Source organism: Flavobacterium sp. UBA4197 (genome assembly GCF_002379575.1).
Lineage (GTDB): Bacteria > Bacteroidota > Bacteroidia > Flavobacteriales > Flavobacteriaceae > Flavobacterium > Flavobacterium inviolabile.
Genome location: NZ_DFUB01000006.1, coordinates 81,555 through 108,016 on the forward strand (window position 1 = coordinate 81,555; position 26,462 = coordinate 108,016).

A 26,462-nucleotide genomic window follows, 5' to 3' on the forward strand; every position below is an offset into this window, starting at 1 on the left:
ATAACGGAAACTTTTAATACTAAAAAAGTTTCCAAAGTTTTTACGATTATTTAACATTTTTTTTGGCTTTGATTGCGCTGATATTTGAACTATTTTAGCCGAAAATATCATCCATGCATTCAGTAAGTTATTATCAGACGCTTATTTCGGAATACTTTTCTACAATTTCTTTAGAGAAAGAACCTAAAAATTTATACGATCCCATTGCTTATATTTTGTCCTTAGGAGGAAAACGGATGCGTCCGGTTCTGACATTAATGGCGGCAGAAGTTTTTAACGCCGATGCTGAAAAAGCAGTTGCTGCAGCCACAGCGGTTGAGTTGTTTCATAACTTTTCGCTGATTCATGACGATATTATGGATGATGCGCCTTTGCGCCGCGGGAATGAAACGGTTCATGAAAAATGGGATGTGAATACCGGAATCCTGTCGGGTGATGCGATGCTGATATTGGCCTACCAGTATTTTGAGAATTATGAACCTGCGATCTTTTTAGCTTTGGCAAAACTGTTTAGTAAAACAGCGCTGGAAGTTTGTGAAGGACAGCAATGGGATGTGGATTTTGAACAGCGTGACGATGTAACCATTCCGCAGTACCTGAAAATGATCGAGTATAAAACCGCGGTTCTGGTTGGGGCTGCCATGAAAATGGGGGCAATTGTAGCCGAAACCACAACGGAGAATGCCGATTTGATTTATGATTTCGGACTGAATTTGGGAATAGCCTTCCAGCTTCAGGATGATTATCTGGATGCTTTTGGCGATCCGCTGACTTTTGGAAAACAGGTTGGTGGTGATATCATTGAAAATAAGAAGACTTATTTGTATCTGAAAGCGTTAGCGTTTGCTAATCCGGAAGCCAAAGCCCAGTTACTGCATCTGTTCTCGATTCAGCCAACGGATAATAAAGAGAAAATTGATTCCGTAAAAAGAATATTCGAAGAAACCGGCGCGAGCCAGGCGACTCAGAAAGCGATTGAAGAGTATACGCTGAAAGCTTTTGAAACGCTGGATAAAATGAATATTGAAGCGGATAAAAAAGAAGAGCTGAAAACTTTTGGCGAGAACCTGATGAAAAGAAAGGTATAGCTTTTATATAAAACCCAATACCATGTTTGTAGCACCACAAAATACCGATTTATTGCTCTCGGAAGCGCAAAAGGAAGATTTGTATCTGAAACTGATCGAACAGATCAATAAGGATTTTACGCTTGCTAATGAAAGTGTGGACTTTCCGGTGGCTATAACGCCGATCGATTTAAAGCTGCAGCTGCATGAAAAAATATACCGCCTGATTCAGTTTAAATTTGCCGAATATTTAAACCTGCTGTACATCATTGACGTACCGGAAGACCAGATTAAAAAATTAGACGGTTCCGACCTGGTTGACCTATCGGAACAGGTTGCTTTTTTGATTTTAAAGCGGGAATGGCAAAAGGTATGGTTTAGAAATAAATTCTAACAAAAGGCATAAAAGCATCGTGGTACACATTGTCTCTTTCTTTGAATAAAACATTATAACGCACCCCGACAGTTACCCCGTTAAAGTTATATCCCGCACCCAAAAATAAAGCTGTATTCCAGAAATTATCTTCGATTTCCGGTGTAAACTGCGTGTAGGTATTGTTAACGCGAAGTTGTTCAATTTCAGCCGATAACTGTACTTCGGGAATGGGGTTAAAAAGCCCTATAATACTGGCTCCGTAAATGTAGGAATCATAGAAATTTTTCTGCTTAACATAGCTGCCTTGTAAGCCAAGACCTATTGAAAAGTAAGGGTTTACGTCATAAATTGCACTTGGAGCAACCATGACATTGGTGAAATTATTCCCGAAATTAAGTCCTAAGCCGCCACCAAAGCGTACGCTGCTCCAAAATTCATTTTTTTGAGTGATTTGCAAGCGTTCTTGCGCTTTTATTGAAGAACTCGTCATTAAAAAAAATACACAACTCAAAAAGATTGTTAAAAAACTACGGATGCTTGATTTCATAATCATTTTTAGGAATATTTTATGATATAAAAGTATGAAAAACATTGAAAGATTATTACAATTATCGTACTTTTGCGAAAAATTTTCTAACAAAAAAGGTCTTTAGACAAAGTTATGGATAGGTTTTCCTTTTTAAACGCGGCACACACTGCATTTTTTGCAGACTTATACGATCAATATTTACAAAATCCTGATAGCATTGAACCAAGCTGGAGGAGTTTCTTCCAGGGGTTTGACTTCGCAAGCGAATATAACGAAGGTCCGGTAGAACAATTAACAGCAATGGCTGGTGGTCAGACAGACTGTTCTGCGGTTTCCGATAAACTACAAAAAGAATTTAACGTTCTGAAATTAATAGAAGGTTACAGAACAAGAGGACATTTATTTACCAAAACGAACCCGGTTCGTGACCGAAGAATTTTCAGCCCTTCTTTAGCGATTGAAAACTTCGGGTTGACTTCTGCCGATTTGAATACGGTTTTTGATGCTGCGAGAGTAGTAAACTTAAATCCGTGCTCGCTTCAGGAAATTCTGAATCATCTTAATAAAGTATACTGCGAATCGATTGGAGTAGAGTATATGTACATCAGAGATCCTAAAGTGATTGAGTGGATTCAGAAGCGTTTGGACATCAATGATAACCTTCCTGATTTTAATGCAGACCAGAAAAAACGTATCCTTAAAAAACTGAATGAAGCGGTTTCTTTTGAAAACTTCCTTCATACAAAATATGTAGGGCAAAAACGTTTCTCGTTAGAAGGATGTGAATCGGCAATTCCGGCTTTGGATGCGTTAATTGAAACGGCAGCCGAAAAAGGAGTTGAGCAGTTCGTAATGGGAATGGCACACAGAGGACGTTTGAATGTATTGGCTAATGTTTTTGGAAAAGCGACTCAGGACATTTTCTCGGAATTTGACGGAAAAGACTATGATGATGACGCGTTGTTTGACGGTGACGTTAAATACCACCTTGGTTTAACCGCAACCCGTACCACACAGACCGGTAAAAATATTAATATCAACTTAGCGCCAAATCCATCTCACTTAGAGACTGTTGGTGCTGTGATTGAAGGAATCGCAAGAGCAAAACAAGACCGTTATTTTCCGGACAATACCTCTAAAGTATTGCCAATCGCTGTTCACGGTGATGCAGCTGTTGCCGGACAGGGTATTGTTTATGAAATTGTTCAGATGGCTAATCTGGATGGCTACAAAACAAACGGAACGATCCATTTGGTGATCAACAACCAGGTTGGATTTACAACAAACTATTTAGACGCCCGTTCGTCTACCTATTGTACCGATATCGCTAAGGTAACCTTATCGCCGGTATTACACGTAAATGCAGATGATGCCGAGGCTGTAGTGCATGCCATGTTGTTTGCATTGGATTACCGTATGGAATTCGGATCGGATGTTTTCATCGATTTATTAGGATATAGAAAATATGGGCACAACGAAGGTGATGAGCCTCGTTTTACACAGCCACAGTTATATAAAATAATTTCCAAGCATAAAAATGCAAGAGATATTTATGCTGAAAAACTGAAATCGGAAAACGTAATTGACGGCAATTATGTATCCGGATTGGAGGCAGAATACAAAGCAGGCTTAGAGGAAAATTTAGAAGCTTCCCGTAAAAAAGACCTTACGGTGATTACTCCTTTCATGCAGGATGAATGGAAAGGATTCGAGCAGGTTAGTGACGAAGGAATGTTGCAGCAATTTGATACGAAAGTTGATAAATCGGTGCTAACGGATGTTGCTAAAGTAGTAACGGAACTTCCGGCAGATAAAAAATTCATCAGCAAAATCCAGAAGCTGATTAACGACAGAAAAACGATGTTTTTCGAAACGGACAAACTGGACTGGGCTATGGGAGAAATGCTGGCTTACGGTTCGTTACTGACAGAAGGATATGATGTTCGTATTTCCGGACAGGATGTAGAAAGAGGTACGTTCTCACACCGTCATGCGGTAGTGAAAGTGGAAGATTCGGAAGAAGAAGTAGTATTGTTAAACCAGTTAAAAAATCAAAAAGGAAAATTCTATATCTATAACTCTTTGTTATCGGAATATGGTGTGGTAGGTTTTGATTACGGATATGCATTGGCAAGTCCGAACACACTGACAATCTGGGAAGCACAGTTCGGGGATTTCTCTAACGGAGCGCAGATCATGATTGACCAGTACATCTCGGCAGCAGAGGACAAATGGAACAATCAGAATGGTTTGGTAATGTTATTGCCTCACGGTTATGAGAACCAGGGAGCGGAGCACTCTTCGGCACGTATGGAGCGTTATTTACAATTGTGTGCCAAACACAATATGTATGTGGCCGACTGTACAACGCCGGCAAACTTCTTCCACCTGTTGCGAAGACAGATGATCACAAAATTCAGAAAACCATTAATTGTATTCACACCAAAAAGTTTACTGCGTCACCCGTTAGCGGTATCTTCTATTGAAGAATTTGCAAACGGAAGCTTCCAGGAGGTTATTGACGATGCTTCGGTAAATCCTAATGACGTAAAATCATTGGTATTCTGTACCGGTAAATTCTACTATGATTTATTGGCAGAAAGAGAAGCGCAGGGCAGAACAGATGTGGCTCTTGTAAGAATAGAGCAGTTGTTCCCGTTACCGGTAGCGCAAATCAAAGCGGTTATTGCAAAATACCCGAATGCTGACGATTATGTTTGGGCTCAGGAAGAACCTAAAAACATGGGTGCTTACGGTTATATGCTGATGAATTTTGACGAAGTTAAATTCCGTCTGGCATCGCCAAAAGCGTATAGTGCACCAGCAGCCGGAAGTTATACCCGTTCTAAAAAACGTCATGCAAATGCAATTGCAATGGTTTTTGACAAGAATTTATTCAATTAATACGTATTTTTGATACTCATATAAAAATAACAACACCTTATAAAATTATATACCGATGATTTTAGAAATGAAAGTCCCTTCACCGGGGGAATCGATCACAGAAGTTGAAATCGCAACGTGGTTGGTAAAAGACGGAGATTATGTAGAAAAAGATCAGGCTATTGCAGAGGTTGATTCGGATAAAGCAACCTTAGAGTTACCAGCGGAAGCAAGTGGTATTATTACCCTTAAGGCGGAAGAAGGTGATGCAGTTGCAGTTGGTCAGGTAGTTTGTTTAATCGATACGGGAGCAGCAAAACCGGAAGGTGGTGCAGCAGCACCGGTAAAAGAAGAAAAAGCAGCTGAGGCTCCAAAAGCGGAAGCTCCAAAAGCAGCTCCGGCTCCGGCAGCAACTACGTATGCTACAGGAACTCCTTCACCGGCAGCAAGAAAAATCTTAGACGAGAAAAACATTCAGCCTACAGAAATTGTTGGTACTGGAAAAGGTGGAAGAATTACTAAAGATGATGCTGTAAATGCAGTACCGTCTATGGGAACGCCTACAGGTGGATCCAGAGGTTCTGAAAGAACAAAATTATCCATGTTGCGTCGTAAAGTGGCAGAGCGTTTGGTTTCTGCTAAAAATGAGACCGCAATGTTAACCACATTCAATGAGGTTGACATGAGCGCTATCTATGCTTTACGCGAAGAATATAAAGAAGCTTTTAAGGCAAAACACGGTTTAGGTTTGGGCTTTATGTCTTTCTTTACAAAAGCAGTTACAAGAGCATTACAATTATATCCTGATGTAAATTCAATGATTGACGGTCAGGAGAAAATTTCATACGATTTCTGTGATATTTCTGTAGCGGTTTCCGGTCCTAAAGGATTAATGGTACCGGTTGTTCGCAGCGCAGAATTATTAACGTTCCGTGGTGTTGAAGCAGAAATTAAACGTTTGGCTATCAGAGCACGTGACGGACAAATTACAGTTGATGAAATGACTGGTGGAACATTTACTATTTCTAATGGTGGTGTTTTCGGAAGTATGTTGTCTACACCAATCATCAACCCTCCGCAATCCGGTATTTTAGGAATGCACAATGTAGTAGAGCGTGCGATCGTTAAAAACGGTCAGATTGTTATCGCTCCGGTTATGTTTGTAGCATTATCTTATGATCATAGAATTATTGACGGTCGTGAATCTGTAGGATTCTTAGTGGCTGTAAAAGAAGCGTTGGAAAACCCAATGGAAATCTTAATGGATAATAATCCTAAAAAAGCTTTAGAGCTTTAATCTAAGATAGACACAATAAAAAACCACGCTTTTAGCGTGGTTTTTTTATGCTTTGTAAACCAGGATGCCGCGGCATCCCGGATGTGATTTTTGTGCCAACTTTAAAAAGAAAATTAACAAACGCAGTCAAAAAAAATTATTTTTGTGCTGTAATTATTAAGAAAAAATTAATGAAACAAAATAAAAAGTCGGCCGCTATTGGTTTTATTTTTATTACCATGCTTATCGACATTACGGGATGGGGAATTATAATTCCGGTTATCCCAAAGCTGATAGAGGAGCTTATTCACGGCGATATCAGTGTGGCTTCCAAATATGGAGGCTGGCTGACTTTTTCGTATGCCATAACCCAGTTTGTTTTTGCGCCGCTCATTGGAAACCTCAGTGATAAATACGGAAGACGGCCAATTATCCTGTTGTCGCTTCTGGGGTTTGCACTGGATTACCTTTTGTTGTCCTTTGCGCCCACCATTACCTGGTTGTTTATCGGGCGTATTTTAGCCGGTGTAACCGGAGCCAGTATTACGACAGCTTCGGCCTATATAGCCGATATCAGTACCAGTGAAGACAGGGCAAAAAACTTTGGAATGATTGGAGCCGCGTTCGGATTGGGATTTATTATCGGGCCGGTTATCGGTGGTGTTTTGGGGCAATACGGTTCCCGTATCCCGTTTTATGCCGCAGCGGTTTTATGTGCCGTTAACTTCCTGTACGGACTGTTTGTATTGCCGGAATCCTTATCGAAAGAAAACCGCAGGGAATTCGACTGGAAACGGGCTAATCCGATCGGAGCGATTATGAACCTGAAAAAATATCCGGCTTTACTGGGACTCATCGTTTCGATGGTGATCCTGTATGTCGCTGCCCATGCCGTACACAGTAACTGGAGCTTCTTTACCATGTACCGGTTTGACTGGGATGAACGAATGGTTGGTATTTCTTTAGGTGTGATTGGTTTGCTGGTTGGTATCGTTCAGGGCGGACTGATTCGCTGGATCAATCCGAAATTAGGAAACGAAAAGAGTATTTATTTCGGAATGGTCTTGTATACCTTGGGGATGTTTTTGTTTGCCTTTGCTTTTGAAGGCTGGATGATGTTCCTGTTCCTGGTTCCGTATTGTTTGGGTGGTATCGCAGGACCGGCTTTACAATCGGTTATAACGAGCCATGTTCCGGCTACAGAACAGGGAGAATTACAGGGAACCTTAACGAGTTTAACGAGTGCAACCGCGATTGTGGGTCCGCCGTTAATGACCAATACGTTCTATTATTTTACACATGATGAAGCGCCGTTCCAGTTTGCGGGAGCACCATTTGTTTTAGGTGGTGTTTTGATGCTTATCAGTACAATCATTGCCTATATGGTCTTTAAGAAAGGCCAGTTGTAATATTTAAAAACCCCGTACATTTTTACGGGGTTTTTTATTAGACTTCCATTTTTTTCATCATGTCCTGTGAGACTTCTGTATTAAGGTTGTTGTAGTCCGGATTATAGTTGTCCCAAATGCGCCAGCTATCTCCCCGTTTTTTTATAAAATAGGTCTGACGGTTAATTTTATTGTAAACGTTGACAATCTCTCCCTGGTGGTTTCTCCATTCGAGGTTCCAGAATTCTTTTGCAGAAATAACAACAAGGGTGTCGTCAATACTGGTGATCCGGAAATCATAAATTTCAAAATTAGAACGGTTGTTTTCGTTGTTCAGCTGTAAGTCCAGTTTGGAGTACTTCTCCAATAAATCCGTGACGCGTTTTGTTAAGGGGCCATCTTCAAAGATGGAATCGGAAAGACCGCTTAAATCGACCTGAGGGAGTTTTAAAAGACAGTTAAATTCGTCCTGGCAAAACTGATAAATCAGGTTTTCAAAATAACTGCTGAGCACATCTTTGGTTCTGTGTTCCTCAGCTACAGCAGTATTGTTCTCGCAGGATTGGTTTAAAATAAAACTGTTCAGAGAGGGAAACCCGATAAAAATAGCGAGTTTGTCTAAGGTTTTTAAAAAGCGTAAGTCGGTGTTTTCCTTGTTGGAATAATCATTGGTGAAAATCCGCTGTAAGGTCGTGCTGGAGATAGTTGTTCCTAATTCATTTTTTTTGACACCCTGCAGGTGTTCCGATTTGGATAGTTTGTGTGCAATAATTTCAGCCAATATAAGGTATTGGGCTCTTTTCCATGTTTTTACACTCGACAAGGTACTGTTAAGAACGGAAGGATGGGTTTGAATGCCTTTTTTTAGTTGTTCAATAATCAGTTTCATTTTTTAGTTAGTTAAGATTGGGTTAGATTTTTAGTTCTTTTTACATAGTGTCATTAAATTGAGTTAAACATGAGGGTTAGTTACGCATAAGTTAGTGTTAAAGTTTTACAAATTTTAACAATATTTTTGGATTAATAAAAATATTTAACACAAATAAATTATTAAAAACTGTTTTTTAATTCTTTTTCAAGAAAGTTGTTTTTTAGGGGATGGGTGGAGTAAAGAGCAAAAAGCAAAAAACAAAAAGCAAAAGACAATGAGCAAAAAGCAAAGGGTAAAGGGCAAAGAGGATTTTTACGTTAAAATCCGGTTTGCTGCTGCCGGATCATTTTATTGATATAAAATCCGGACCTGTTGTTTTCGGGTTAAATAGGGCAGACCTTAAATATCTATAAAAAAAACCAGCCAGGAAATCCTGACTGGTCATGTGTTTTGGAGAATTTATCGTTGTTAATTCTTGACGATCTTAAACGTTTTTTCCTGATTAGCGGCTTTTACCTTTATAAGATAAATACCTTTTGACAGGCTGGAAAAATCCATTTCATATTGGTTTGTATTCAGGGATTTATTTACAATAAGCTGCCCCAGTAAATTGGTAACGCTAATGTTACTGAAATTCTCCTGGTTTGAAACAGTTAACGTATTGGCTACCGGATTCGGATAGTAAGCCAGTTTTTTAAAGATGAAATCTTCGTTGTTTAAAGCAGTGGAGACTGTTATCGCTAAGCGGTCCGGGCTTTCAATACCGTTAATGGTTTGTGAAGCATAATAGGTAGTATTGTTTACTAAAACGGTTGATAGCGGTAATGTAGGCTCGGTTGTTAACCCGTGAGCAGCCGGATTTGCATACCATTGGATGTTTTGCCCGTTAACGGTAAGATGGGCTAATGTCTGTCCCGGTGTGAATGTCTGTGTCGGTTGTCCTAATGGAGCCGATGGTGTGGTCACGGTCACGGTTAAATATAGTGGGCCACAGCTGGAATGCGAAGGGATAATGGCTATGGAATGCGTTCCTAAAGCAACATTGGTAAAGATGTTACTGTTTTGTGCCGGCTCATTATCAATCTGAAATTGGAAATCACCCTGGCCGCTAACATTTATGGTTACCGTTTGGTTGGTAATCGCAGCAGTAGCGGTAGGAGCATTTGTTAAGCTAAGTACAATTTCGGAAGGCATTGAGGTACATCCATTAACAATATCGGTGGCTGTTACACTGTATACACCTTCTTGTGTAGCATTAAAAGTTGCGCCGGTGGCACCGGAAATAGGTGTGCCGTTCAGGGACCATACAAAAGAATGCAGGGTGCCGGACAGACCGGTTGTAATGGTATAAGGCGTTGTTGTACTGGTATTGGCATCAAAACAAATGAAACCTGTTCCTGGCAAACTTACAACAGGTGAAGCATTAACGGTCAGGTTAAAACTAATAACGCGATGACAGCCGGTTGCGGTATCGCTAACCCGTACAAAAATTACTTGTGAAAAAGGAGTTGTGTTGGTGTAGCTTTGAGGTGTGGCTATCGGATTGGCGCTGTTACTAGCATCCTGCATGGTTGTATAGTAGTCTACAGTATGTGTAGCCGGATTTAAGCCGTCTAATACAACCGGGGTTTGTGCCGTTAAATTAAAAAGGGCAAAACCGCTATTATTCATGCCGCATATTAATAAATTAGGCAGGCCATTGGCAGGTAAAGACATTATGGTGTTAAAATTTACCGGAGCAGACCAGTTGCTGTTTGTTGTTGGAGTGCAAATGGCTCTCACATATACATCATAGGAAGTACAAGGCGATAGCATCGTAACGGTATAAGGACTGGTTACCGATACTATTCCGGGAGTGCCAGGTTGTGGTGCAGGAGTACCAAGTGGCAAAATAATAACTTCCCACTGCGTTTCATTGTTGGACGATATCCAGCTAATGTTGGCGGTAGTCGCTGTAACATTGGTCACGGCAATATTTGCCGGAACGTTACAAGCCTGTCCAAACGAAGCGAAAGAGATCAGTAGGATAAGTAGTGATGTGATAAAGTAGTTTTTTTTCATGTGCTTTGGCTTTCAGTGATTTGAGTCTCAAAGCTAATGAAAAATGCACAAATAGCGAGGATTATTTTTTTAAATATAAATAATGGTTGTAGTAGTCAATGATTCCTTTGCCTTTTAGTAGTATATCTGCCCCGATTATTCCGTGTACCGGTTTTGCTTTGTATTGTTGTAAGGCCAGATTGACATGGCTCATGTCAAAAATAACCAGTGCAAAATCACTGGTTTTCCATCGGGAAAGCTGCAGCAGGTTATCCGTTGCCATTTTAGTCTGCATTCCTGTGGCGCCGGCTCCGGCAGCCATGGTGGGCGAATCCTGTGCGGCCAGTTTAAAACGGTCGATGCTTTCAAAGCCAATACAGCTATTGGATGCTCCGGTGTCTAAAATAAAACTGCCGGGAACGCCGTTGATTTTGGCTTTTATCAGTAAATGCTGTGTTTTTGATACTTTAAAAGGAATTTTAAGATAGCCTTTATCTTTTAAGATCTCATGCAAGTTTTCCATAACTCAAAAATAGTTTAAAAAACGAACAACTTTGTACCTTTGCACTTTTAAAAGAAAAGATTATAATGACTTTAACAGATACACATACCCATTTATATTCGGAAGAATTTGACCAGGACAGAACCGAAATGATAACCCGGGCAATTGCTGCCGGTGTTACACGCTTTTTTGTACCGTCCATAGATTCTGAGTATACTCAGAAAATGTACGACCTGGAAAAAGAATTTCCGGAAAATATTTATTTGATGATGGGACTTCATCCGTGTTATGTAAAAGAAAATTACGAACAGGAGCTGGCACATGTTGAAGCGGAGCTTAAAAAGCGAAAATTTCTGGCTATCGGAGAAATCGGGATTGATCTGTACTGGGATAAAACAACTTTGGCGATTCAGCAAACAGCGTTCCGTCGGCAGATACAATTGGCAAAACAATATAAATTGCCTATTAACATTCATTGCAGAGAAGCCTTTGATGAGATTTTTGAAGTGCTGGAAACGGAAAAATCAGCCGATTTATTCGGGATTTTCCATTGCTTCAGCGGAACCTATGAACAGGCATTACAGGCAATATCCTATAATATGAAGCTGGGAATAGGAGGCGTGGTGACTTTTAAAAACGGAAAAATCGACCAGTTTTTAAATCAGATTGATATCAAACATATTGTATTGGAAACAGATTCTCCATATCTGGCTCCGGTTCCTTACAGGGGGAAAAGAAATGAAAGCAGTTATACGAAATTAGTAGCCGAAAAGCTTGCGCTAATTTATGAGCTCCCTGTAGAAGAAGTTGCCCGGATAACAACGGAAAATTCTAAAGCAATTTTTGGTATTTAACAAAGAAATTCCGTTCAATTAATAAAATTTTCGTTCATTTGTGGATTGCTAAATAAAATAACTAATGTCAAAATTTGATCATATACGCCAGTTTTATGATTCTGAAGTAAATGAAGCTCTAAAAAGCATCATGCATCACCCCATGATGAAGGCCCTGATGAGCTTTACGTTTCCCGATACAGATGATGCGGTATGGATGGAACAATTGGAAAGAACGCACTCCATCAGAGATTTTCAGGTGAATTTTATTTATCAGTCAGTTCAAAGAGTTCTGGAAAAAAGTTCAGACGGGTTAACGGCTTCCGGATTTGAAAAACTGGAACCGAATACGGCTTACCTTTTTATATCGAACCATCGCGATATCATTTTAGATACTTCCCTTTTAAATGTCAGCCTGTTTGACCATGGGCAGATTATGACGGCTTCTGCTATTGGTGATAATTTAGTGCAGAAATCGTTTTTGCTGACCTTGTCAAAACTCAACCGAAACTTTTTGGTACAAAGAGGGTTGCCGCCAAGAGAATTGCTGCAAAGCTCAAAACTGATGTCGGAATTCATGTATCATTTACTGACAAAAGAAAACCGGTCTGTCTGGATTGCACAAAGAGAAGGAAGAACAAAAGACGGTAATGACGCCACCAATCCGGGTGTGCTGAAAATGCTGGCGATGGCCTGCGAAGGAAAGAACGTTATCGAATTCTTTAAAAAAATAAAAATCGTTCCGGTTTCAATTTCATACGAATACGATCCTACAGATGCTTTGAAAATGCCGCAACTGATGGCTGAAGCAAATGATGAAGTGTATATCAAGGAGAAGAATGAAGATTTTATTACGCTGATCAGCGGTATTATCGGGCAAAAGAAAAGAATACACATTCATGTAGGTGATGTGCTGGATAAGGAACTGGATAAGATCGGAGCGGAGTTTGATAATTCCAATAAGCAGATTCAGGCTTTGGCGCAGGTTATAGACGATTCGATACTTTCAACTTACCGCCTGTGGCCGACCAATTATATCGCATACGATTTACTGCATAAAACCGATCGTTTTTCAGAACGTTATACGCAGAAAGAAAAACAGCTTTTTGAAAGACGACTGGAAATGAAACTGGGCGGAGAAGTAAAAACGCTGCGCGACGGATTCCTGGCCATGTATGCCAATCCGGTAATCAATAAAATGAAATACGAAAATGTCTAACAGACCCAACATTCTGTTAATATACACCGGTGGAACAATCGGTATGGTGAAAGATTCCGAAACAGGAGTATTGAAAGCATTTAATTTTGATGAATTGCTGCTTCGTATTCCGGAACTGAAACTGCTGGATTGTGATATCGAAACATTTTCTTTTAAAGAGCCCATCGATTCTTCGAATATGAATCCGAAAAAATGGGTGGCGATGGCGAATGCCATTGAAAACAATTATGACAGGTTTGACGGATTTGTGGTATTACACGGTTCGGATACCATGTCATATTCTGCTTCTGCCTTGAGCTTTATGCTCGAAAATTTGAGCAAACCGGTCGTGTTTACAGGTTCCCAGCTGCCAATAGGTGATTTAAGGACCGATGCTAAGGAAAACCTGATTACGGCCATACAAATTGCAACACTTCAAAATAAAAATAAACCGCTTATAACGGAAGTATGCCTGTATTTTGAATACAAGCTGTACCGGGGCAACCGGACGACTAAAATAAGTGCGGAACACTTTAATGCTTTTACATCGCCCAATTATCCTGCTATTGCAGAATCGGGTGTGCATTTAAAAGTGAGTGAGGAACTGCTGTTAAAGAGAAACGGAAACAAAAAACTGAAAGTAAACAAGGATTTTGACGATCATGTGGTGATTGTTAAAATGTTTCCGGGAATCAATGAAAGTGTTTTACATGCCGTTTTGAATATTCCGAATCTGAAAGGAGTTATACTGGAAACATACGGTTCCGGTAATGCGCCAACGGAGGAATGGTTTATTGCAATACTGGAAAAAGCCGTAAAAAACGGACTGCACATTATTAATGTGACACAATGTTCCGGAGGAAGTGTGAATATGGACAAATATGAAACCGGATTAGAGCTTAAAAAAATAGGCGTTATTTCGGGTCGGGATATCACGACAGAGGCTGCAATTGCTAAGCTGATGTACCTTTTGGGACAAAAAGTTTCCCCCGCAGTTTTTAAAACTATATACGAAACATCAATACGTGGAGAAATGACATAATATTTTTGTAAAAAGCATTGATAAAACAAAATAAAAGTCGTTAATTCGCAATCTGAAATTAGAGAGGTGGCCGAGTGGTCGAAGGCGCACGCCTGGAAAGTGTGTATACTCCAAAAGAGTATCGAGGGTTCGAATCCCTTCCTCTCTGCTTAATAGTATAAACCGCAGTAAATCATTGATTTACTGCGGTTTTTTTATGATTTAAATTCTCTCGAACCTATATAGTCAAATAATGACAAATGATTGACTGATAGTAAATTAAATATTCTGCTCTTTATTGCTGTTATAAATTTAAATTTTATTTCAATTATCAATGCATACATAAATTTCCTATCCGCTAAATGGTCAGGTACTTTCTTTATTTATTTTAGATGATGTTTACATGAAACACTCATCAAATAGTTAAATGATTATCGAGTAACTCAGTTTGCTAATTGGTAATAGATTCCGATAGTCAGGTTTATGGTAAAATGTATTTAAAGTTTGCCTTGCTCTTCTAAAATAAAACTTTATAAGCATTGTAAATGCGTTCTTTTTGGTATTTAATAATTCTTTTATTTTAAAAAAATAGTATATTTACATACTAAAAAAATGATTTATGAACTATCAACTTATTAAGGACGTTATTCAACTTGTAGAGAAATTTGAAAGGGACAATAACAGTGATGGTTATCCAAAAGATATAAAAGGCTTTAAAAAATGGGTTTCTGATAATGAAAAGGAGGCGAACTCTGATTTAAAAGAACCTGATTGGGAAGGTAAAATAGATGGCAGAAGTCCAGAGAGTGTAATCAGTACTTTATTGGTACACATGAATCGATATGCTAAAGCCTACTCTAAATCTGCTATTCACGGTTCTGAGTTTTCGACACAAGAAGATTTCGTTTACCTAATTAATTTAAAAGCTTTTGGTGCAATGACAAAGATGGAGCTTGTTAAAAAAAATATACAGGATAAACCAACAGGGATGCAAATCATTAACCGTTTGATCAAAAATGGCTGGGTAATACAGAGTGATTCAGAAACGGACAGGAGAAGTAAAGTAATTAAGATCACTCCCAGAGGTTTGGAATCATTAAGCGAACAAATGGGAAAAATACGCCTTGCAACTCAAATTGTTTCAGGTGATTTGTCTTATCCTGAAAAAATGCAGCTGATAAGGTTATTAAATAAGCTGGATGATTTTCACCACCCGATTTTTTCCCAACATATAGACAGTCATGAGCTTTTGCAAAAAGTGAATGATGACTTTTTATTCACTAAAAAGACAAGTATATGAAAAAGAAAATCGCAATAATAGGTTCAGGTATTTCTGGTTTATCTGCTGCTTCGTACTGTGCTCAGGCAGGTAACGAGGTTCACGTTTTTGAAAAACAGGATCAACCCGGTGGAAGAGCCAGGCAGTTTCAAACAGATAATGGTTATACCTTTGATATGGGGCCAAGCTGGTATTGGATGCCTGATATTATTGAATCGTTCTTTAATAATTTCGGTTATCATGCTACAGACTTTTACAATCTTGTTGCCCTAAACCCACAGTTTGAAATAATCTTCCAAGATGGTAAGATTACAGTTCCGGAATCCTATGATGATCTTAAAGTTTTATTTGAAGATATTGAAAAGGGAGCAGGTGAGAAGTTGGATCTTTTTATGAAATCTGCTAAATATAAATATGATATTGGAATGAAAGAATTTGTAAATAAGCCCTGTCACAGTTGGCTGGAATTCTTATCTCCAAAGATTGCTGGTAGTACTTTAAAACTAAATCTGCTCACCAATTTTAGAAGTTATGTGGGGAAATATTTTTCCAATCATAAATTAAGAGCGCTTATGGAGTTCCCTGTTATATTTCTCGGGGCCTCGCCAACCAAAATTCCGGCCTTGTATAGCCTGATGAATTATGGAGGCTATGCTCTGGGAACCTGGTATCCGATGGGCGGTTTCTATCAATTGGTTCTTGCCATGCAAAAAGTAGCAGCAGAACAAGGGGCCTATTTTCATTTCAATCAAAATATTGATCAGATTATTGTTGAACAAGGTCAGGCCAAAGGATTAATTGTTAACGGAGAATTCCTGGCATTTGATTCGATAATAGCATCTTGTGATTATCATCATACAGAGACATTACTGGAACCCAACATGCGTAATTATGATGAAGAATACTGGGCTAGCCGTACTTTTGCTCCTTCCTGTCTGATTTATTATTTGGGTTTTAACGAACGGATTCCCAATTTAAAACATCATACCTTATTTTTCGAAAACGATCTGGACGAACATGTTGCCACCATTTACAACACCAAAAAATGGCCGGAAAAACCATTATTCTATGCCTGTTGTCCGTCAAAAACCGACCCATCGGTCGCCCCGGAAGGGTGTGAAAACCTTTTTTTATTAATACCCCTTGCCACTGGGCTTTCCGATGCGGAATCGATTCGGGAGAAGTATTTATACGAAATGTTGGAACGTATCGAAAAACATACCGGAACGAAGAACCTGAAGTCAAAATTAGATTATAAAAAAAGTTATTGTGTCAGCGATTTTATAAACGATTACAATGCCTATGGCGGTAATGCCTACGGATTAGCCAATACGCTAAATCAAACGGCGGTACTAAAACCATCTATTAAAAACAAGCACGTAAAAAATCTGTTTTACACCGGTCAGCTAACAGTACCCGGACCGGGAGTTCCACCCTCTATTATATCAGGTAATATAGTTGCAAAAGAAGTAAACAAACTCAAAATATCCAGGTATGAAAAAGCTATTTGACGAAGTATCCTATAAGGTTAGCAAAATTGTGACCGAAAAATACAGTACAAGCTTCTCTCTAGGCATTTTGGCTTTAAAGCCCGGAATCAGACCTGCTATATATGCTATTTATGGCTATGTGCGACTGGCTGATGAGATCGTTGACAGTTTCCACGATTATGACAAAGCCGCATTACTGGAGCGTTTTCGAAATGAAACCTACATGGCGTTCCAGGAAGGGATTTCACTAAACCCAATATTGCAGTCATTTCAGGAAACAGTAAACCATTATAACATCGACCAATCATTAATTGCACAGTTTCTGCATAGTATGGAAATGGACTTGTATCAGGTAGATTATAATTCCGAGCGCTATCAGGAATATATTTTAGGCTCAGCAGAAGTGGTAGGACTTATGTGTCTTCAGGTATTTGTGAATGGAGACAAGTCTTGCTTTGAAAAACTAAAACCCTATGCGATGAAATTGGGGTCCGCTTTTCAGAAAGTAAACTTTTTAAGGGATCTAAAAGACGACTATCAGATTTTGGGACGTACCTATTTCCCAAATATCCAAATGAATCTTTTTAACCCAGAGATTAAACATCAGATTGAAACTGAAATTGCATCAGAGTTTAAAGAAGCACTGATCGGGATAAAAATGCTGCCAGCTTCTTCCCGATTTGGAGTATATTTAGCTTACAAATACTACTTATCGTTGTTTACTAAAATAAAGAAAACTCCGGCTGAGAAAATAATGTCCCAGCGGATTCGTATTGCCAATAGTCAAAAGTTATCCCTTGCGATGAGTAGTTATGTACAATATAAAATAGCCGTTCTATGAAGTTATTAACGGTATTACTAATGCTTTTTACCTGTCTTGTCACAGTAGCACATAATGATCCTAATATGGATTCCATACGTGCGAATTATGTCAAAGCAGTATCGGATAAAAAGCTGTGTAAAGCCATGTTAGCGCAATTACAGACTAAAAATGGAAATAGTGTTTATCTTGCTTACAGGGGGGCTTTCAGAACAATCTGGGCCAGTCATGCCATCAATCCGATAGTTAAGCTTAATGCTTTTAATAAGGGTAAAAAGGATATCGAAAATGCTGTAAAAGAAAGTCCTAATAATATTGAAATCCGTTTTATCCGATTATCTATTCAGCAAAACTGTCCTTCCTTTTTAGGATACAACAACGAAGTAGAACAAGATTTGCAATTTATTCATGCTAACAAAAATAGGATAACCTCAATACCGCTAAAAAATATGATTGCTGCAGTCGTTAAAAAAGAAATACAATGATTACCGATTTAAACAAGAGTAATAATTAAATATGTAAATACCGCTTTTTCGATGAGAGACATAATGAATTATCTGTTAATGCTCTGTTTTTAGGTGTTTTAGCAAGTTGCATATCTGTGAAAAACTGCAATATATACTTAACCGGCATTACTATGCATAGGAACAATTGTCTAATTAATCTTTTAAACCACTATGAATTTTAGCATCGTTATTTTAACATTTATACTAATGGAAGGTGCAACCTGGATTATCCATAAATATGTGATGCATGGATTTTTATGGGTCTTGCATCGGGATCATCACGATCACACCAATAAAGGACCGCTTGAAAAAAATGATTACTTTTTTGTAATCTTTGCATTACCGGCCATTGCCTTATTATATTGGGGTTCTTTAAACAATTTTGATTACCGGTTTTTCATAGGTTTAGGTATTACCTTATATGGGATTGCTTATTTTTGGGTACATGATATTTTTATTCACCAACGAATAAAAACATTGCAGAAAACACAAAACCCATATTTTCTGGCTATCCGAAGAGCGCATAAACAGCATCACAAACATACAGGCAAGCACGATGGAGAATGCTTCGGTTTTTTATGGGTTCCCTTAAAATATTTCAGAATGTATTTTAATACTAAACAATAATGAAACCGTATACTTATTTATTGATTAATTTACTTACCGTAATTGTTTGCTTTATTTTTTCATTTGACAAAAGGATACAGTTCAATAAACAGTTTTCTGCCTTTTTAAAGGCCGGTATCTTGGTTGCAATACCATTTATAATATGGGATATCTTTTTCACAAAAATAGGAGTCTGGTGGTTTAATAAAGCCTATACCCTTGGTATTAGCATTTTCGGTTTGCCAATCGAAGAATGGTTGTTTTTTATATGTATTCCGTTTTCTTGCATTTTTACATTTTTCTGCCTCGACAAATTTTTTAACCTTGACTGGGTCAGGCCTTACAATAATATCATTGTATTTATCAGCGTGGTTGTATGTGCCGTGTTTGCTTTATTATATACAGATAAGATTTATACTTTAGTTACTGCAATTATTACAATATTAACGTTAGTCTTTTTACATTTTATAGCTCGGGTAGATTGGATCGGAAAGGCTTCTCTGGTATTTTCTGTATTAATGCTTGGTTTTTTTCCAGTTAATGGGGTGTTAACCGGTACAGGACTGGAATCTGCAATAGTCAATTATAATCCCGAAGAATTTTTAAATATACGATTACTTACTATTCCCATTGAAGACGCTGTTTACGGATATGCTCAATTTCTTCTTAATCTTTACTTCTTTAAGATGTTTCAAAAACGTAATTAGTGTTTTTGATATCTTATTTGCAAGTTGAAAATATAGGATACTATTGCTTATTATTATTTAGAACGATTTTATATTTTACCTGTAGTTGCTACAATTTAATCTGGCGAAACATTTTTACTGTAGTTTTGTGTTAAACCTAGCCTGATATCAAATATGAATTAACAAAAGTTATTCATGCATAATTGATTAATTGGCAAATCTGCCAGAAATAATTCTAAAAACTAGTGTGCAATGAAATTGCATAAAAGATAAAAGCTTGTATTCATAAGATGTATCATTTCATTAATTTTATTCAGGGAATTCCTTTAGCACAGCCATTAAAAGTTAAGGTGCTAAGGGAGAATGATGAGTACCTGTCTATTGTTCAGGATTTGAATTTATATGCAAAAGGTGATGATTTAAATGAAACCATTGAAGAGTTAAAGGAGGATTTGAAGAATCTATATCAGGATTTATTTAATAGTGATTACATCCCTTCAGGTAATGCAATGAGACTTAAAAGTGAATTTGAAAAAATATTAAAGTAAATGGGGAAATTTATAATATTTACCGAAAAGGAAGTTAATGTTGCTATTCGAGAAAAAATTCCAACGAAGGATATACATAATAATGGCAGACATGATACTGCAAAAATCGTTATAGGGAATAAATATTATGGTACGATAAAATTGCCTGATTTAAGCGATGAAAAATTTGGAGAAAGCAGAACTAAAATAACTATTAAGCAATTGGGATTAACATCTATTCAGTATAATGAATTTGTAAAAGGTATAATGAGTAAGAAGGAATATAATAGCATCTTAAGTAGTAAGTGATTTACATATTACAAGTTTTATAAAACAAAAAAGATACTAATCATAGTACTACTCTTTTTTTACCTCACTTATGGAACGAAAATAATTAATGTAGATCAATTGACTCAGATTTTAAGGTAACGCTTGTATCAAATATTTTTACCAATAAATAGATATATTAAGCAAAACCTTAGTTTAGTCCTCTATACGGCCGGCTATGATGTTTTCACGGAACCTTGCCCAGTTTGAGTCCCCTTTCCAGTAATAGCATTCGGACATCCGGTAATCATCAAGATTTAGTTGGTGGAATTCATTTTGGGTATTTAAAACTTCAACGCCTAATTGCTGCAGTACTATATTGATATCGCCTTCTGCTGCTTTAATGGAACTCCGGTATAATTCGCCATAATATTTGTAAGAGAGATACGTAATTACATAATCCTCAAATCCTATTTCTTTGGCAAAGAGATGGACTAATTCACCGCCAAATTGTAAGTCTTCATTATCAGTGCTGTAGTCTAAATGCAGTTTACGGCTCCAGTGCAAAAGGTGGTAGTCGTCCAGAAAAACAATGGCAAAATCGTTTTCGAAAGCTACAGCTAGTCCATAATATTGAATCTTTTCGAGATTAACAGGCGCTCGGCCGATTAAAGCATTGGTATCATGTCCCATTAGATATATAGGTTTTAAATCGAAAAAACAGCCTCTATCTGGGTTCCTTTTCCAACATTCGATTTGATTTTCAGTTCTCCTCTTAAGGCAGTAATACGTTCGGTCATGTTTTTCAGTCCGATGCCTTTTTTGGACGATTTCAGATCAAAGCCCTTACCGTCATCACTAACCACCAGTTTTAGCGTATTCTCCTCAATCGGGGTGATCGTGATAAAAGCATTTTTAGCATTGGCATACTTGTTTATGTTTAAAATAGCCTCCTGGATAATGCGGTAAATGTTAATCTTGGTTGTACTTGGAACCGTGTCCCAATTGATACTTTCATCAATTTCATGATGGAAACTGGTGCTGTTGATGTTTTCCTGACTTTTGATCAGGAAGCTGAGTAATTCGGAGAAATTGCGCTCTTCAAAGAAAGAGTTTTTCTTTAAATCATGGGATATCGTCCGGATCTCTTTTTCAATATTCTGAAGTTCCAGGATGTACTCTTTTCTTTTTTCCGTTGCCTTTTCGTCGGCTTTATTGTTGAAAAAACCTAAATTCATACGAACACCATAAATCTTATTCATGATGTTGTCGTGCAGCTCCATTGCAATTCTCGATTTTTCTTCTTCCTTAGCCACATTTACTTTTTCCTGCTGTTCGATAAGTAAATGATAGATTTCTTCATTGGCTTCCTGTTGCTGTTGCAGTAATTGTAACTCTTTGTTTTTCGCTTTTAAGTGGCGGATGATCCCCAGGGCTGTTACCAGGAAAATAAAAAAGGCAGCACCAATCAGGATATAAAGATTTCGTTTTGTCAATACCTGGTTTTCTTCTTCCAGTCGTTCCGTTTCGTAGGCTATCCGGGCATATTTATTTCTCGTGGCTCTTTCTTTTTTCTGTAAACTGTCGCTAACGGCTATATACACATTGGAATAGTGCAGGTTGTTTTGATTGTCAATTTGCGATAACAATTTTAAAGAACGCAGTATTTCATAGTAACTTTTAATATCGTTAGCCAGTTGGTAGCTCTCTTTAAAAATAGAAATGGATTTAGCAGTGTCTTTTTTCATCAGGTAGTATTCTCCTAACTGTATTTTACTGAACACCACAGCCGATTTTATATCAAGACTGTCCCGGATGTGCAGTGCTTCAAAGAACATATCCGGTAAATTCGAGAAGTTGCCGGTTTTCATTCGGGAATAAGCCAGGTTACTCAAAGAAGTGGCATACGAATCCGGAGATATTTTCCGCAGGTCTTTAATGGCAATTACTTTTTCAAATTGTTCGATAGCCTTATTGTGCTCGCCCATTTTTTCATACAGATAACCCATATTGTTTAAAGTGGGAGCCGAATAACTGATGATAATCCGCGGATCGGTTTCTTCCAGTTTTAGCTTTTCAAATTCCTTTAATGCCAGTTCGTGGTATTTTAATGCTTCCGAATCGTAGTTCAGTCCCTGTAAATTGATGGCAAGCATGTTGTAGCAGCCGTAAATTAACCGGTGATTTTTTGTTGGTGTTAAAAAGTGCAGGGCATTACTAACTTCAATTTCGCTTTCGGTGTAGTTTCCTTCGTTATATAAGATACCGCCTTTGTACAGATACATTCTGCCAAGGTTTTCATAGTCTTTTTTCTTGCTGTAGATTTTTTCTGCCTGAAGATAGTAGTAGAAAGCACTGTCTTTTTTGGTAGGCTCATAGCAGTCACCGATATAATAAAGCGCTTTAGCAACAGCCAGGGTGTCTTTTCCTTCTACTGAAAGCCGGTGCGCGATACGGCTGATGGTTTTGGAATTGTCAAAATCATTCTGACGGTAATATTCAGAAGCAAGCTGGAAATAATAATCCCGGGTAATAGAATCGTTTTTCCTTTTAGAAATATAATTGATGATGGAATCGTAGTAGATCTTTTTCTGTTCAACTTTCAGATTGGTATTACCGGCATCTTTAAATAATGATTTTATTTTTTTGTCAGAATCATTAATGGGGACATTTGTGTTATCTTTTTTACAGGCGAAAAAAAATAAACAGCAGAACAATAGTATGGTGTTGCGTAGGAATTTCAAATCAAAACGAGTTGCGGATTATTTACCAAATGTAAGACTTTGATGTAATAAAGTAAAAAAAAGTTGGGCAATATGGTTAGTTAAAACCGTATTGCCCAAATGTAGGTTGCTTTAAAAGTTAAATTATCTTTTTGGTGGGATAATGGTTCCTCCGCCATTGTCGTCACCTTCAAGATTTGTACTTATCGGCTCAGTGGTCGTGTTGTTTGGTAAAATTGCTGTGGAATCGTTAGGGATCACACGCATTAAGTCACTTTCTTTATTAAATTGTTGTTTTGCGCTGGTTTCTTGTGAAGCATCATATTCGTCAGTTGAACAAGAGAAGGTTAATCCGCCAACAATAATAAGTGTCAAAATAAGAAGTACTTTTTTCATAAAAAATTTTTTTAATGTTAAGATAATGGGGTCGTTACAACATTTTTTATGATGTTGTGGTATTTGTTTTGTTTGTTGATCTGAAAGATGGGATTTCTTTTCAGTATTACTAAAGATGTCATTTGTAAATTATGATCCCTCATCCTAAGTAATTGTTTAAAGCTTTAAATTGTTCCGTCATTATTACAGTTACAAAATTATATAATGTTGAATTTCTTTTTGTTATCATTGACTGCGTATTTAGTGGTTGTAAGGCGGTTGTTAGTAGAATGACTGTTTTTGCGGGTGAATAGCAGATTTACTAAGAAGAGATACGCCGGATAATGGTGTCAATGTTATCTTTATAAGACCTTGAGAAAGGAATCGAAATTTCATTATTATTTAAGTAGCATTTTAATTTCCCTAAATTAATTCTGGAAACATAATTAATATTTACAATTGAACTGTTGTGCACCCGTAAAAAATAGAAAGGTAATAAACTTTCAAAATGTTTTAACGTCTTGTAGGCACTAATTTTTTGCCCTGAATTCAGGAAGATATCAGTAGTGTTATTGTCTGCTTTTAAATGCGTAATGTCTTTTAAATGTACAAACTGATAATCACCGTATGATTTCACACAAATAGTTTCAGGCTCTTTGACCGGATTTTTTTTCTGGAAACGAAGTAAGCATTTTCGAAGCTCACTTTGGCTCAGCGGTTTTAATAAATAATCCGAAACCCCTTTTTTAATAGCTTCAAACGCATGGCTTTCATCGGAAGTAATAACCACAAAATAGGGTAATTCCTCTAAAAACTCATTCAATTCCGATAAAATAGCGAAAGATAAATCAGAATCGGGCTTTTTTGAAGCAATTTCAATGAACACTAATTTCGGCTTTAACTCTAAAATCCTGTTTATGGCTTCCTCCTTGGTTTTGATGATACCAAGGCACAGGAAGTCTTCAAAATCTTCAAAAACATCTAAAATACTTTTGGCAACTTTCTCATCGTCATCAATGAGCAGAAACGGATAATGCACAGCTGAAATTTTAGTGCAAGCTATGATTTTCATACGATATAGTTTTACGGATATTCCGTACTTTTTGTTTAGATTTGTAATAGAAAATAAACGTTATGTCAAAAGAGATAAATATTCTGTTAGTTGATGACCATCCGATGACACTGGATGGCTATATTAATTTGCTTTCTGAGTTTAATACAGAAAATTTAGCGCTTAATTTTACGACAGCCCATAATTGTACCGCTGCCTATAATGCGATCATGAACTTTTTCAGATTAAAAAAGGCTATTGATTTTGCTTATCTGGATATCAGCCTGCCGGCTTATAAAGAGATGAACATGGAATCCGGTGTGGATTTGGCAATGCTGATAAGAGAGAAATTTCCAAATTGTAAAATTGCGTTGCTTACCATGCATAATGAACCGGTTTTGATCGACAAGATTATGAACAAGGTAAATCCGGAAGCTTTTATATCAAAATGTGATGTGAACTTCGAAATGTTTCCAAACGTTTTTGAAAAGATTTACAGCGGTGAAAATTTTGTGAGCCATACCATTTCCAACTCACTGAAAGAGCTGATGATGAAGAATATCAAATGGGATTCCATTGATAGCCAGATATTGCTCCTGATTTCTCAGGGTGTTAAAACGGCAGACCTTCCCAATTATATTCCGCTTTCGATGAGTGCACTGGAAAAAAGAAAAGCAAATATTAAAAGTCAGTTGCTCCGTTCCAAAGGCGGTGATAAAGAACTGATTGAAGAAGCAAAGAAAATCGGATTGATATAGGTTTTCAAAAGATTCGAAGGCAATAAACCAAAATAAAGCTAGTTTTTATTACTTTAGTACAGAAATTAAGCAAAGTATGATTAAAGTTGGCCTGCTATACCTTTTATTGATTTTTCCGGTTTGTATTTTTGCTCAGACAGAAGAAACAGAAAAAAAAGAAGAAGAGAAAAAAGTTGTTGTTGTAGACTCTTTGTATAGAGAAGATCAGTTTTATATCAGTATTGCCTATAATTTACTTCAAAACAGCCCGAGCGGTTTTTCACAAAACTCGTTTTCATTAGGGCTTAGCACCGGTTTTCTCCGGGATATTCCACTGAATAAAAAGAGAACTTTTGCCATCGCACCCGGAATAGGATATACTTTTAACAGCCTGCGCCAGAACATGAAAATCATGGAAGAGAACAATGTTGTGAACTATTCCATCAGTTCTGATTTTGACAGAAACAAACTGGAAATGCATTATCTGGATATTCCTGTTGAAGTGCGCTGGAGAACGTCTACACCGGAAAGCCATAAATTCTGGAGAGTATATTCAGGGTTCAAATTCAGCTATCTGATGTACAGCAAATCCGTTTATACCGGTAGTGACGGAAAATATAAAGTGACCAATAATTCCGATTTGAATAAAATCCAATACGGTCCTTATGTGGGGATCGGCTACAATACTTTTAATGCGTATGCTTTTTACGGTCTGAATCCGTTATTTAAATCCGGTGAAATTGAAGGAGAGAGAATTAAGATCAATGTTTTCAGCTTCCTGGTTATCTTCTACATCTTATAGCCAGTAATACCAAAGTGCGATTTGCGGTAAGGCACCAATTACAATGCCTGCGATAATTTCTTTCATCGAATGGGCATGCATATACAGCCTTGATGTGGCAACAGCACCTACAGCCATTATAAAAAAGGCAATCATGTTTACAAAACGGATGTGGTAATGCAATGAAATTCCCATGATAAAAAGGGTAAACCCTACCAATCCGATCATGTGCAGGCTGGCTTTGAAATGAAATAACAACAGCAGTAAAGCCAGTACGGAACTGATTAAGGCTCCCAGGAAAAAGTAATAGAGCTCGGGTATGGACAGCATCGCAAAGGAATGCTCGATCAATACCAGAAAGAACATGGCCTGGAAAGCCAGCGGTAACCGGCGTTCTTTCTTTTCAGAAAGCATAATACCGGAGCGGATTAATCCCAAAGACTTCAACAAAAAATAAGTGGAAACGGGAAGGAATACCGTTAAGATCACCACCTGAAAAAGAATCAGGTAAATTTCATGCGGATAGAAATAACTGCGCGTTACAAAAAAGTAAAATAAGGTAGCATAAACCGAAATAAACAGTGGATGAAATAAATAAGAAAATAAAGGAAAAATCTTCTTCAAATCCAT

Annotated in this window: 27 protein-coding genes and 1 tRNA gene; 19 read left to right on the plus strand and 9 right to left on the minus strand. The window is 37.7% G+C overall.

Annotated features, from left to right (window positions below; genetic code table 11):
• Positions 1–113 precede the first annotated feature (113 nt).
• Together B3394_RS02965 and B3394_RS02970 are read left to right on the plus strand one after the other, a co-directional pair.
• On the plus strand, positions 114–1,088 hold the full coding sequence (locus B3394_RS02965; protein ID WP_177730335.1) for a polyprenyl synthetase family protein: 975 nt from the start codon (positions 114–116) through the stop codon (positions 1,086–1,088).
• A gap of 22 nt (positions 1,089–1,110) precedes the next feature.
• Positions 1,111–1,461 (plus strand): hypothetical protein, encoded by a 351-nt coding sequence (locus tag B3394_RS02970; RefSeq protein ID WP_177730333.1) that lies wholly within the window; start codon positions 1,111–1,113, stop codon positions 1,459–1,461.
• Here B3394_RS02970 and B3394_RS02975 read toward each other — a convergent pair.
• Positions 1,445–1,990, minus strand: a complete 546-nt coding sequence (locus tag B3394_RS02975; protein ID WP_177736137.1) for a hypothetical protein — start codon at positions 1,988–1,990, stop codon at positions 1,445–1,447. The two genes, B3394_RS02970 and B3394_RS02975, sit on opposite strands and share 17 nt — an antisense overlap.
• 114 nt (positions 1,991–2,104) lie before the next feature.
• Here B3394_RS02975 and B3394_RS02980 point away from each other — a divergent pair, with 114 nt between their 5' ends.
• From B3394_RS02980 to B3394_RS02990, 3 genes are all read left to right on the plus strand, one after another.
• Positions 2,105–4,876, plus strand: coding sequence for a 2-oxoglutarate dehydrogenase E1 component (locus B3394_RS02980; protein ID WP_273244426.1), 2,772 nt, complete (start codon positions 2,105–2,107; stop codon positions 4,874–4,876).
• Positions 4,877–4,931: 55 nt separating this feature from the next.
• A complete protein-coding gene (gene odhB, locus B3394_RS02985; protein WP_177730329.1) occupies positions 4,932–6,152 on the plus strand; it encodes a 2-oxoglutarate dehydrogenase complex dihydrolipoyllysine-residue succinyltransferase in 1,221 nt (406 codons plus the stop codon).
• Positions 6,153–6,322: 170 nt separating this feature from the next.
• Positions 6,323–7,540: a TCR/Tet family MFS transporter gene (locus B3394_RS02990; RefSeq protein WP_286912819.1), complete on the plus strand. Its 1,218-nt coding sequence runs from the start codon at positions 6,323–6,325 to the stop codon at positions 7,538–7,540.
• 37 nt (positions 7,541–7,577) lie between these two features.
• Here B3394_RS02990 and B3394_RS02995 read toward each other — a convergent pair whose 3' ends face one another.
• From B3394_RS02995 to B3394_RS03005, 3 genes are all read right to left on the minus strand, one after another.
• Positions 7,578–8,408 (minus strand): hypothetical protein, encoded by an 831-nt coding sequence (locus tag B3394_RS02995; RefSeq protein WP_273244429.1) that lies wholly within the window; start codon positions 8,406–8,408, stop codon positions 7,578–7,580.
• A gap of 450 nt (positions 8,409–8,858) precedes the next feature.
• Complete coding sequence (locus B3394_RS03000) at positions 8,859–10,451, minus strand: T9SS type A sorting domain-containing protein (protein WP_286912821.1); 1,593 nt, start codon at positions 10,449–10,451, stop codon at positions 8,859–8,861.
• A 61-nt stretch (positions 10,452–10,512) separates the two neighbouring features.
• Positions 10,513–10,953, minus strand: coding sequence for a retropepsin-like aspartic protease (locus B3394_RS03005; RefSeq protein WP_286912826.1), 441 nt, complete (start codon positions 10,951–10,953; stop codon positions 10,513–10,515).
• Between the two features lie 65 nt (positions 10,954–11,018).
• Between B3394_RS03005 and B3394_RS03010 the strand changes: the two genes are divergently transcribed.
• The 12 genes from B3394_RS03010 to B3394_RS03065 all read left to right on the plus strand — a co-directional run bounded on the left by B3394_RS03010 (position 11,019) and on the right by B3394_RS03065 (position 20,207).
• On the plus strand, positions 11,019–11,786 hold the full coding sequence (locus B3394_RS03010; RefSeq protein WP_177730319.1) for a TatD family hydrolase: 768 nt from the start codon (positions 11,019–11,021) through the stop codon (positions 11,784–11,786).
• A 64-nt stretch (positions 11,787–11,850) separates the two neighbouring features.
• On the plus strand, positions 11,851–12,984 hold the full coding sequence (locus B3394_RS03015) for a 1-acyl-sn-glycerol-3-phosphate acyltransferase (RefSeq protein ID WP_177730317.1): 1,134 nt from the start codon (positions 11,851–11,853) through the stop codon (positions 12,982–12,984).
• Positions 12,977–14,005 carry an asparaginase gene (locus B3394_RS03020; protein ID WP_286912832.1) on the plus strand — a complete coding sequence of 343 codons (1,029 nt, stop codon included), beginning with the start codon at positions 12,977–12,979 and terminating at the stop codon, positions 14,003–14,005. The genes B3394_RS03015 and B3394_RS03020 overlap by 8 nt, the downstream gene beginning before the upstream one ends.
• Before the next feature lie 60 nt (positions 14,006–14,065).
• Positions 14,066–14,153 (plus strand) — tRNA-Ser (locus tag B3394_RS03025).
• A gap of 450 nt (positions 14,154–14,603) precedes the next feature.
• Entirely contained in the window at positions 14,604–15,284 is a 681-nt protein-coding gene (locus B3394_RS03030; RefSeq protein ID WP_286912845.1) for a MarR family winged helix-turn-helix transcriptional regulator, read from the plus strand.
• Complete coding sequence (locus B3394_RS03035) at positions 15,281–16,774, plus strand: phytoene desaturase family protein (RefSeq protein ID WP_286912849.1); 1,494 nt, start codon at positions 15,281–15,283, stop codon at positions 16,772–16,774. Before B3394_RS03030 ends, B3394_RS03035 begins: the two co-directional genes overlap by 4 nt.
• Positions 16,758–17,594, plus strand: coding sequence for a phytoene/squalene synthase family protein (locus B3394_RS03040; RefSeq protein WP_286912851.1), 837 nt, complete (start codon positions 16,758–16,760; stop codon positions 17,592–17,594). Before B3394_RS03035 ends, B3394_RS03040 begins: the two co-directional genes overlap by 17 nt.
• On the plus strand, positions 17,591–18,058 hold the full coding sequence (locus B3394_RS03045; RefSeq protein WP_273244444.1) for a hypothetical protein: 468 nt from the start codon (positions 17,591–17,593) through the stop codon (positions 18,056–18,058). Before B3394_RS03040 ends, B3394_RS03045 begins: the two co-directional genes overlap by 4 nt.
• Before the next feature lie 192 nt (positions 18,059–18,250).
• On the plus strand, positions 18,251–18,706 hold the full coding sequence (locus tag B3394_RS03050; protein ID WP_286912853.1) for a sterol desaturase family protein: 456 nt from the start codon (positions 18,251–18,253) through the stop codon (positions 18,704–18,706).
• On the plus strand, positions 18,706–19,392 hold the full coding sequence (locus B3394_RS03055) for a lycopene cyclase domain-containing protein (protein ID WP_286912861.1): 687 nt from the start codon (positions 18,706–18,708) through the stop codon (positions 19,390–19,392). The genes B3394_RS03050 and B3394_RS03055 overlap by 1 nt, the downstream gene beginning before the upstream one ends.
• A gap of 269 nt (positions 19,393–19,661) precedes the next feature.
• A complete protein-coding gene (locus B3394_RS03060; protein WP_286912864.1) occupies positions 19,662–19,919 on the plus strand; it encodes a hypothetical protein in 258 nt (85 codons plus the stop codon).
• Positions 19,920–20,207 carry a hypothetical protein gene (locus B3394_RS03065; RefSeq protein WP_177730298.1) on the plus strand — a complete coding sequence of 96 codons (288 nt, stop codon included), beginning with the start codon at positions 19,920–19,922 and terminating at the stop codon, positions 20,205–20,207. It abuts the gene before it with no gap.
• A 174-nt stretch (positions 20,208–20,381) separates the two neighbouring features.
• Here the strand turns inward: B3394_RS03065 and B3394_RS03070 are convergent, their stop codons facing one another.
• The 4 genes from B3394_RS03070 to B3394_RS03085 form a co-directional block, all read right to left on the minus strand.
• Entirely contained in the window at positions 20,382–20,858 is a 477-nt protein-coding gene (locus tag B3394_RS03070) for a hypothetical protein (protein ID WP_286912865.1), read from the minus strand.
• Positions 20,859–20,872: 14 nt separating this feature from the next.
• Positions 20,873–22,909: a tetratricopeptide repeat-containing sensor histidine kinase gene (locus B3394_RS03075; protein WP_286912867.1), complete on the minus strand. Its 2,037-nt coding sequence runs from the start codon at positions 22,907–22,909 to the stop codon at positions 20,873–20,875.
• A gap of 123 nt (positions 22,910–23,032) precedes the next feature.
• A complete protein-coding gene (locus B3394_RS03080; RefSeq protein ID WP_177730292.1) occupies positions 23,033–23,284 on the minus strand; it encodes a hypothetical protein in 252 nt (83 codons plus the stop codon).
• Between the two features lie 301 nt (positions 23,285–23,585).
• Positions 23,586–24,335 (minus strand): LytR/AlgR family response regulator transcription factor, encoded by a 750-nt coding sequence (locus B3394_RS03085; RefSeq protein WP_273244455.1) that lies wholly within the window; start codon positions 24,333–24,335, stop codon positions 23,586–23,588.
• A gap of 62 nt (positions 24,336–24,397) precedes the next feature.
• On the opposite strand from B3394_RS03085, the gene B3394_RS03090 reads away from it, so the two are divergent.
• Together B3394_RS03090 and B3394_RS03095 are read left to right on the plus strand one after the other, a co-directional pair.
• Complete coding sequence (locus tag B3394_RS03090) at positions 24,398–25,072, plus strand: response regulator (protein WP_177730288.1); 675 nt, start codon at positions 24,398–24,400, stop codon at positions 25,070–25,072.
• Between the two features lie 76 nt (positions 25,073–25,148).
• On the plus strand, positions 25,149–25,853 hold the full coding sequence (locus B3394_RS03095; protein ID WP_273244457.1) for a porin family protein: 705 nt from the start codon (positions 25,149–25,151) through the stop codon (positions 25,851–25,853).
• Here B3394_RS03095 and B3394_RS03100 read toward each other — a convergent pair.
• Complete coding sequence (locus B3394_RS03100) at positions 25,848–26,462, minus strand: hypothetical protein (RefSeq protein WP_273244459.1); 615 nt, start codon at positions 26,460–26,462, stop codon at positions 25,848–25,850. The genes B3394_RS03095 and B3394_RS03100 overlap by 6 nt on opposite strands.

Bases quoted from the DNA above. Each gene is read 5' to 3' on its own strand.
- B3394_RS02965 (WP_177730335.1), top strand. From the start codon at position 114: ATGCATTCAGTAAGTTATTATCAGACGCTTATTTCGGAATACTTTTCT.
- B3394_RS02970 (WP_177730333.1), top strand. From the start codon at position 1,111: ATGTTTGTAGCACCACAAAATACCGATTTATTGCTCTCGGAAGCGCAA.
- B3394_RS02975 (WP_177736137.1), bottom strand. From the start codon at position 1,990: ATGAAATCAAGCATCCGTAGTTTTTTAACAATCTTTTTGAGTTGTGTA.
- B3394_RS02980 (WP_273244426.1), top strand. From the start codon at position 2,105: ATGGATAGGTTTTCCTTTTTAAACGCGGCACACACTGCATTTTTTGCA.
- odhB (WP_177730329.1), top strand. From the start codon at position 4,932: ATGATTTTAGAAATGAAAGTCCCTTCACCGGGGGAATCGATCACAGAA.
- B3394_RS02990 (WP_286912819.1), top strand. From the start codon at position 6,323: ATGAAACAAAATAAAAAGTCGGCCGCTATTGGTTTTATTTTTATTACC.
- B3394_RS02995 (WP_273244429.1), bottom strand. From the start codon at position 8,408: ATGAAACTGATTATTGAACAACTAAAAAAAGGCATTCAAACCCATCCT.
- B3394_RS03000 (WP_286912821.1), bottom strand. From the start codon at position 10,451: ATGAAAAAAAACTACTTTATCACATCACTACTTATCCTACTGATCTCT.
- B3394_RS03005 (WP_286912826.1), bottom strand. From the start codon at position 10,953: ATGGAAAACTTGCATGAGATCTTAAAAGATAAAGGCTATCTTAAAATT.
- B3394_RS03010 (WP_177730319.1), top strand. From the start codon at position 11,019: ATGACTTTAACAGATACACATACCCATTTATATTCGGAAGAATTTGAC.
- B3394_RS03015 (WP_177730317.1), top strand. From the start codon at position 11,851: ATGTCAAAATTTGATCATATACGCCAGTTTTATGATTCTGAAGTAAAT.
- B3394_RS03020 (WP_286912832.1), top strand. From the start codon at position 12,977: ATGTCTAACAGACCCAACATTCTGTTAATATACACCGGTGGAACAATC.
- B3394_RS03030 (WP_286912845.1), top strand. From the start codon at position 14,604: ATGAACTATCAACTTATTAAGGACGTTATTCAACTTGTAGAGAAATTT.
- B3394_RS03035 (WP_286912849.1), top strand. From the start codon at position 15,281: ATGAAAAAGAAAATCGCAATAATAGGTTCAGGTATTTCTGGTTTATCT.
- B3394_RS03040 (WP_286912851.1), top strand. From the start codon at position 16,758: ATGAAAAAGCTATTTGACGAAGTATCCTATAAGGTTAGCAAAATTGTG.
- B3394_RS03045 (WP_273244444.1), top strand. From the start codon at position 17,591: ATGAAGTTATTAACGGTATTACTAATGCTTTTTACCTGTCTTGTCACA.
- B3394_RS03050 (WP_286912853.1), top strand. From the start codon at position 18,251: ATGAATTTTAGCATCGTTATTTTAACATTTATACTAATGGAAGGTGCA.
- B3394_RS03055 (WP_286912861.1), top strand. From the start codon at position 18,706: ATGAAACCGTATACTTATTTATTGATTAATTTACTTACCGTAATTGTT.
- B3394_RS03060 (WP_286912864.1), top strand. From the start codon at position 19,662: ATGTATCATTTCATTAATTTTATTCAGGGAATTCCTTTAGCACAGCCA.
- B3394_RS03065 (WP_177730298.1), top strand. From the start codon at position 19,920: ATGGGGAAATTTATAATATTTACCGAAAAGGAAGTTAATGTTGCTATT.
- B3394_RS03070 (WP_286912865.1), bottom strand. From the start codon at position 20,858: ATGGGACATGATACCAATGCTTTAATCGGCCGAGCGCCTGTTAATCTC.
- B3394_RS03080 (WP_177730292.1), bottom strand. From the start codon at position 23,284: ATGAAAAAAGTACTTCTTATTTTGACACTTATTATTGTTGGCGGATTA.
- B3394_RS03085 (WP_273244455.1), bottom strand. From the start codon at position 24,335: ATGAAAATCATAGCTTGCACTAAAATTTCAGCTGTGCATTATCCGTTT.
- B3394_RS03090 (WP_177730288.1), top strand. From the start codon at position 24,398: ATGTCAAAAGAGATAAATATTCTGTTAGTTGATGACCATCCGATGACA.
- B3394_RS03095 (WP_273244457.1), top strand. From the start codon at position 25,149: ATGATTAAAGTTGGCCTGCTATACCTTTTATTGATTTTTCCGGTTTGT.
- B3394_RS03100 (WP_273244459.1), bottom strand. From the start codon at position 26,462: ATGGATTTGAAGAAGATTTTTCCTTTATTTTCTTATTTATTTCATCCA.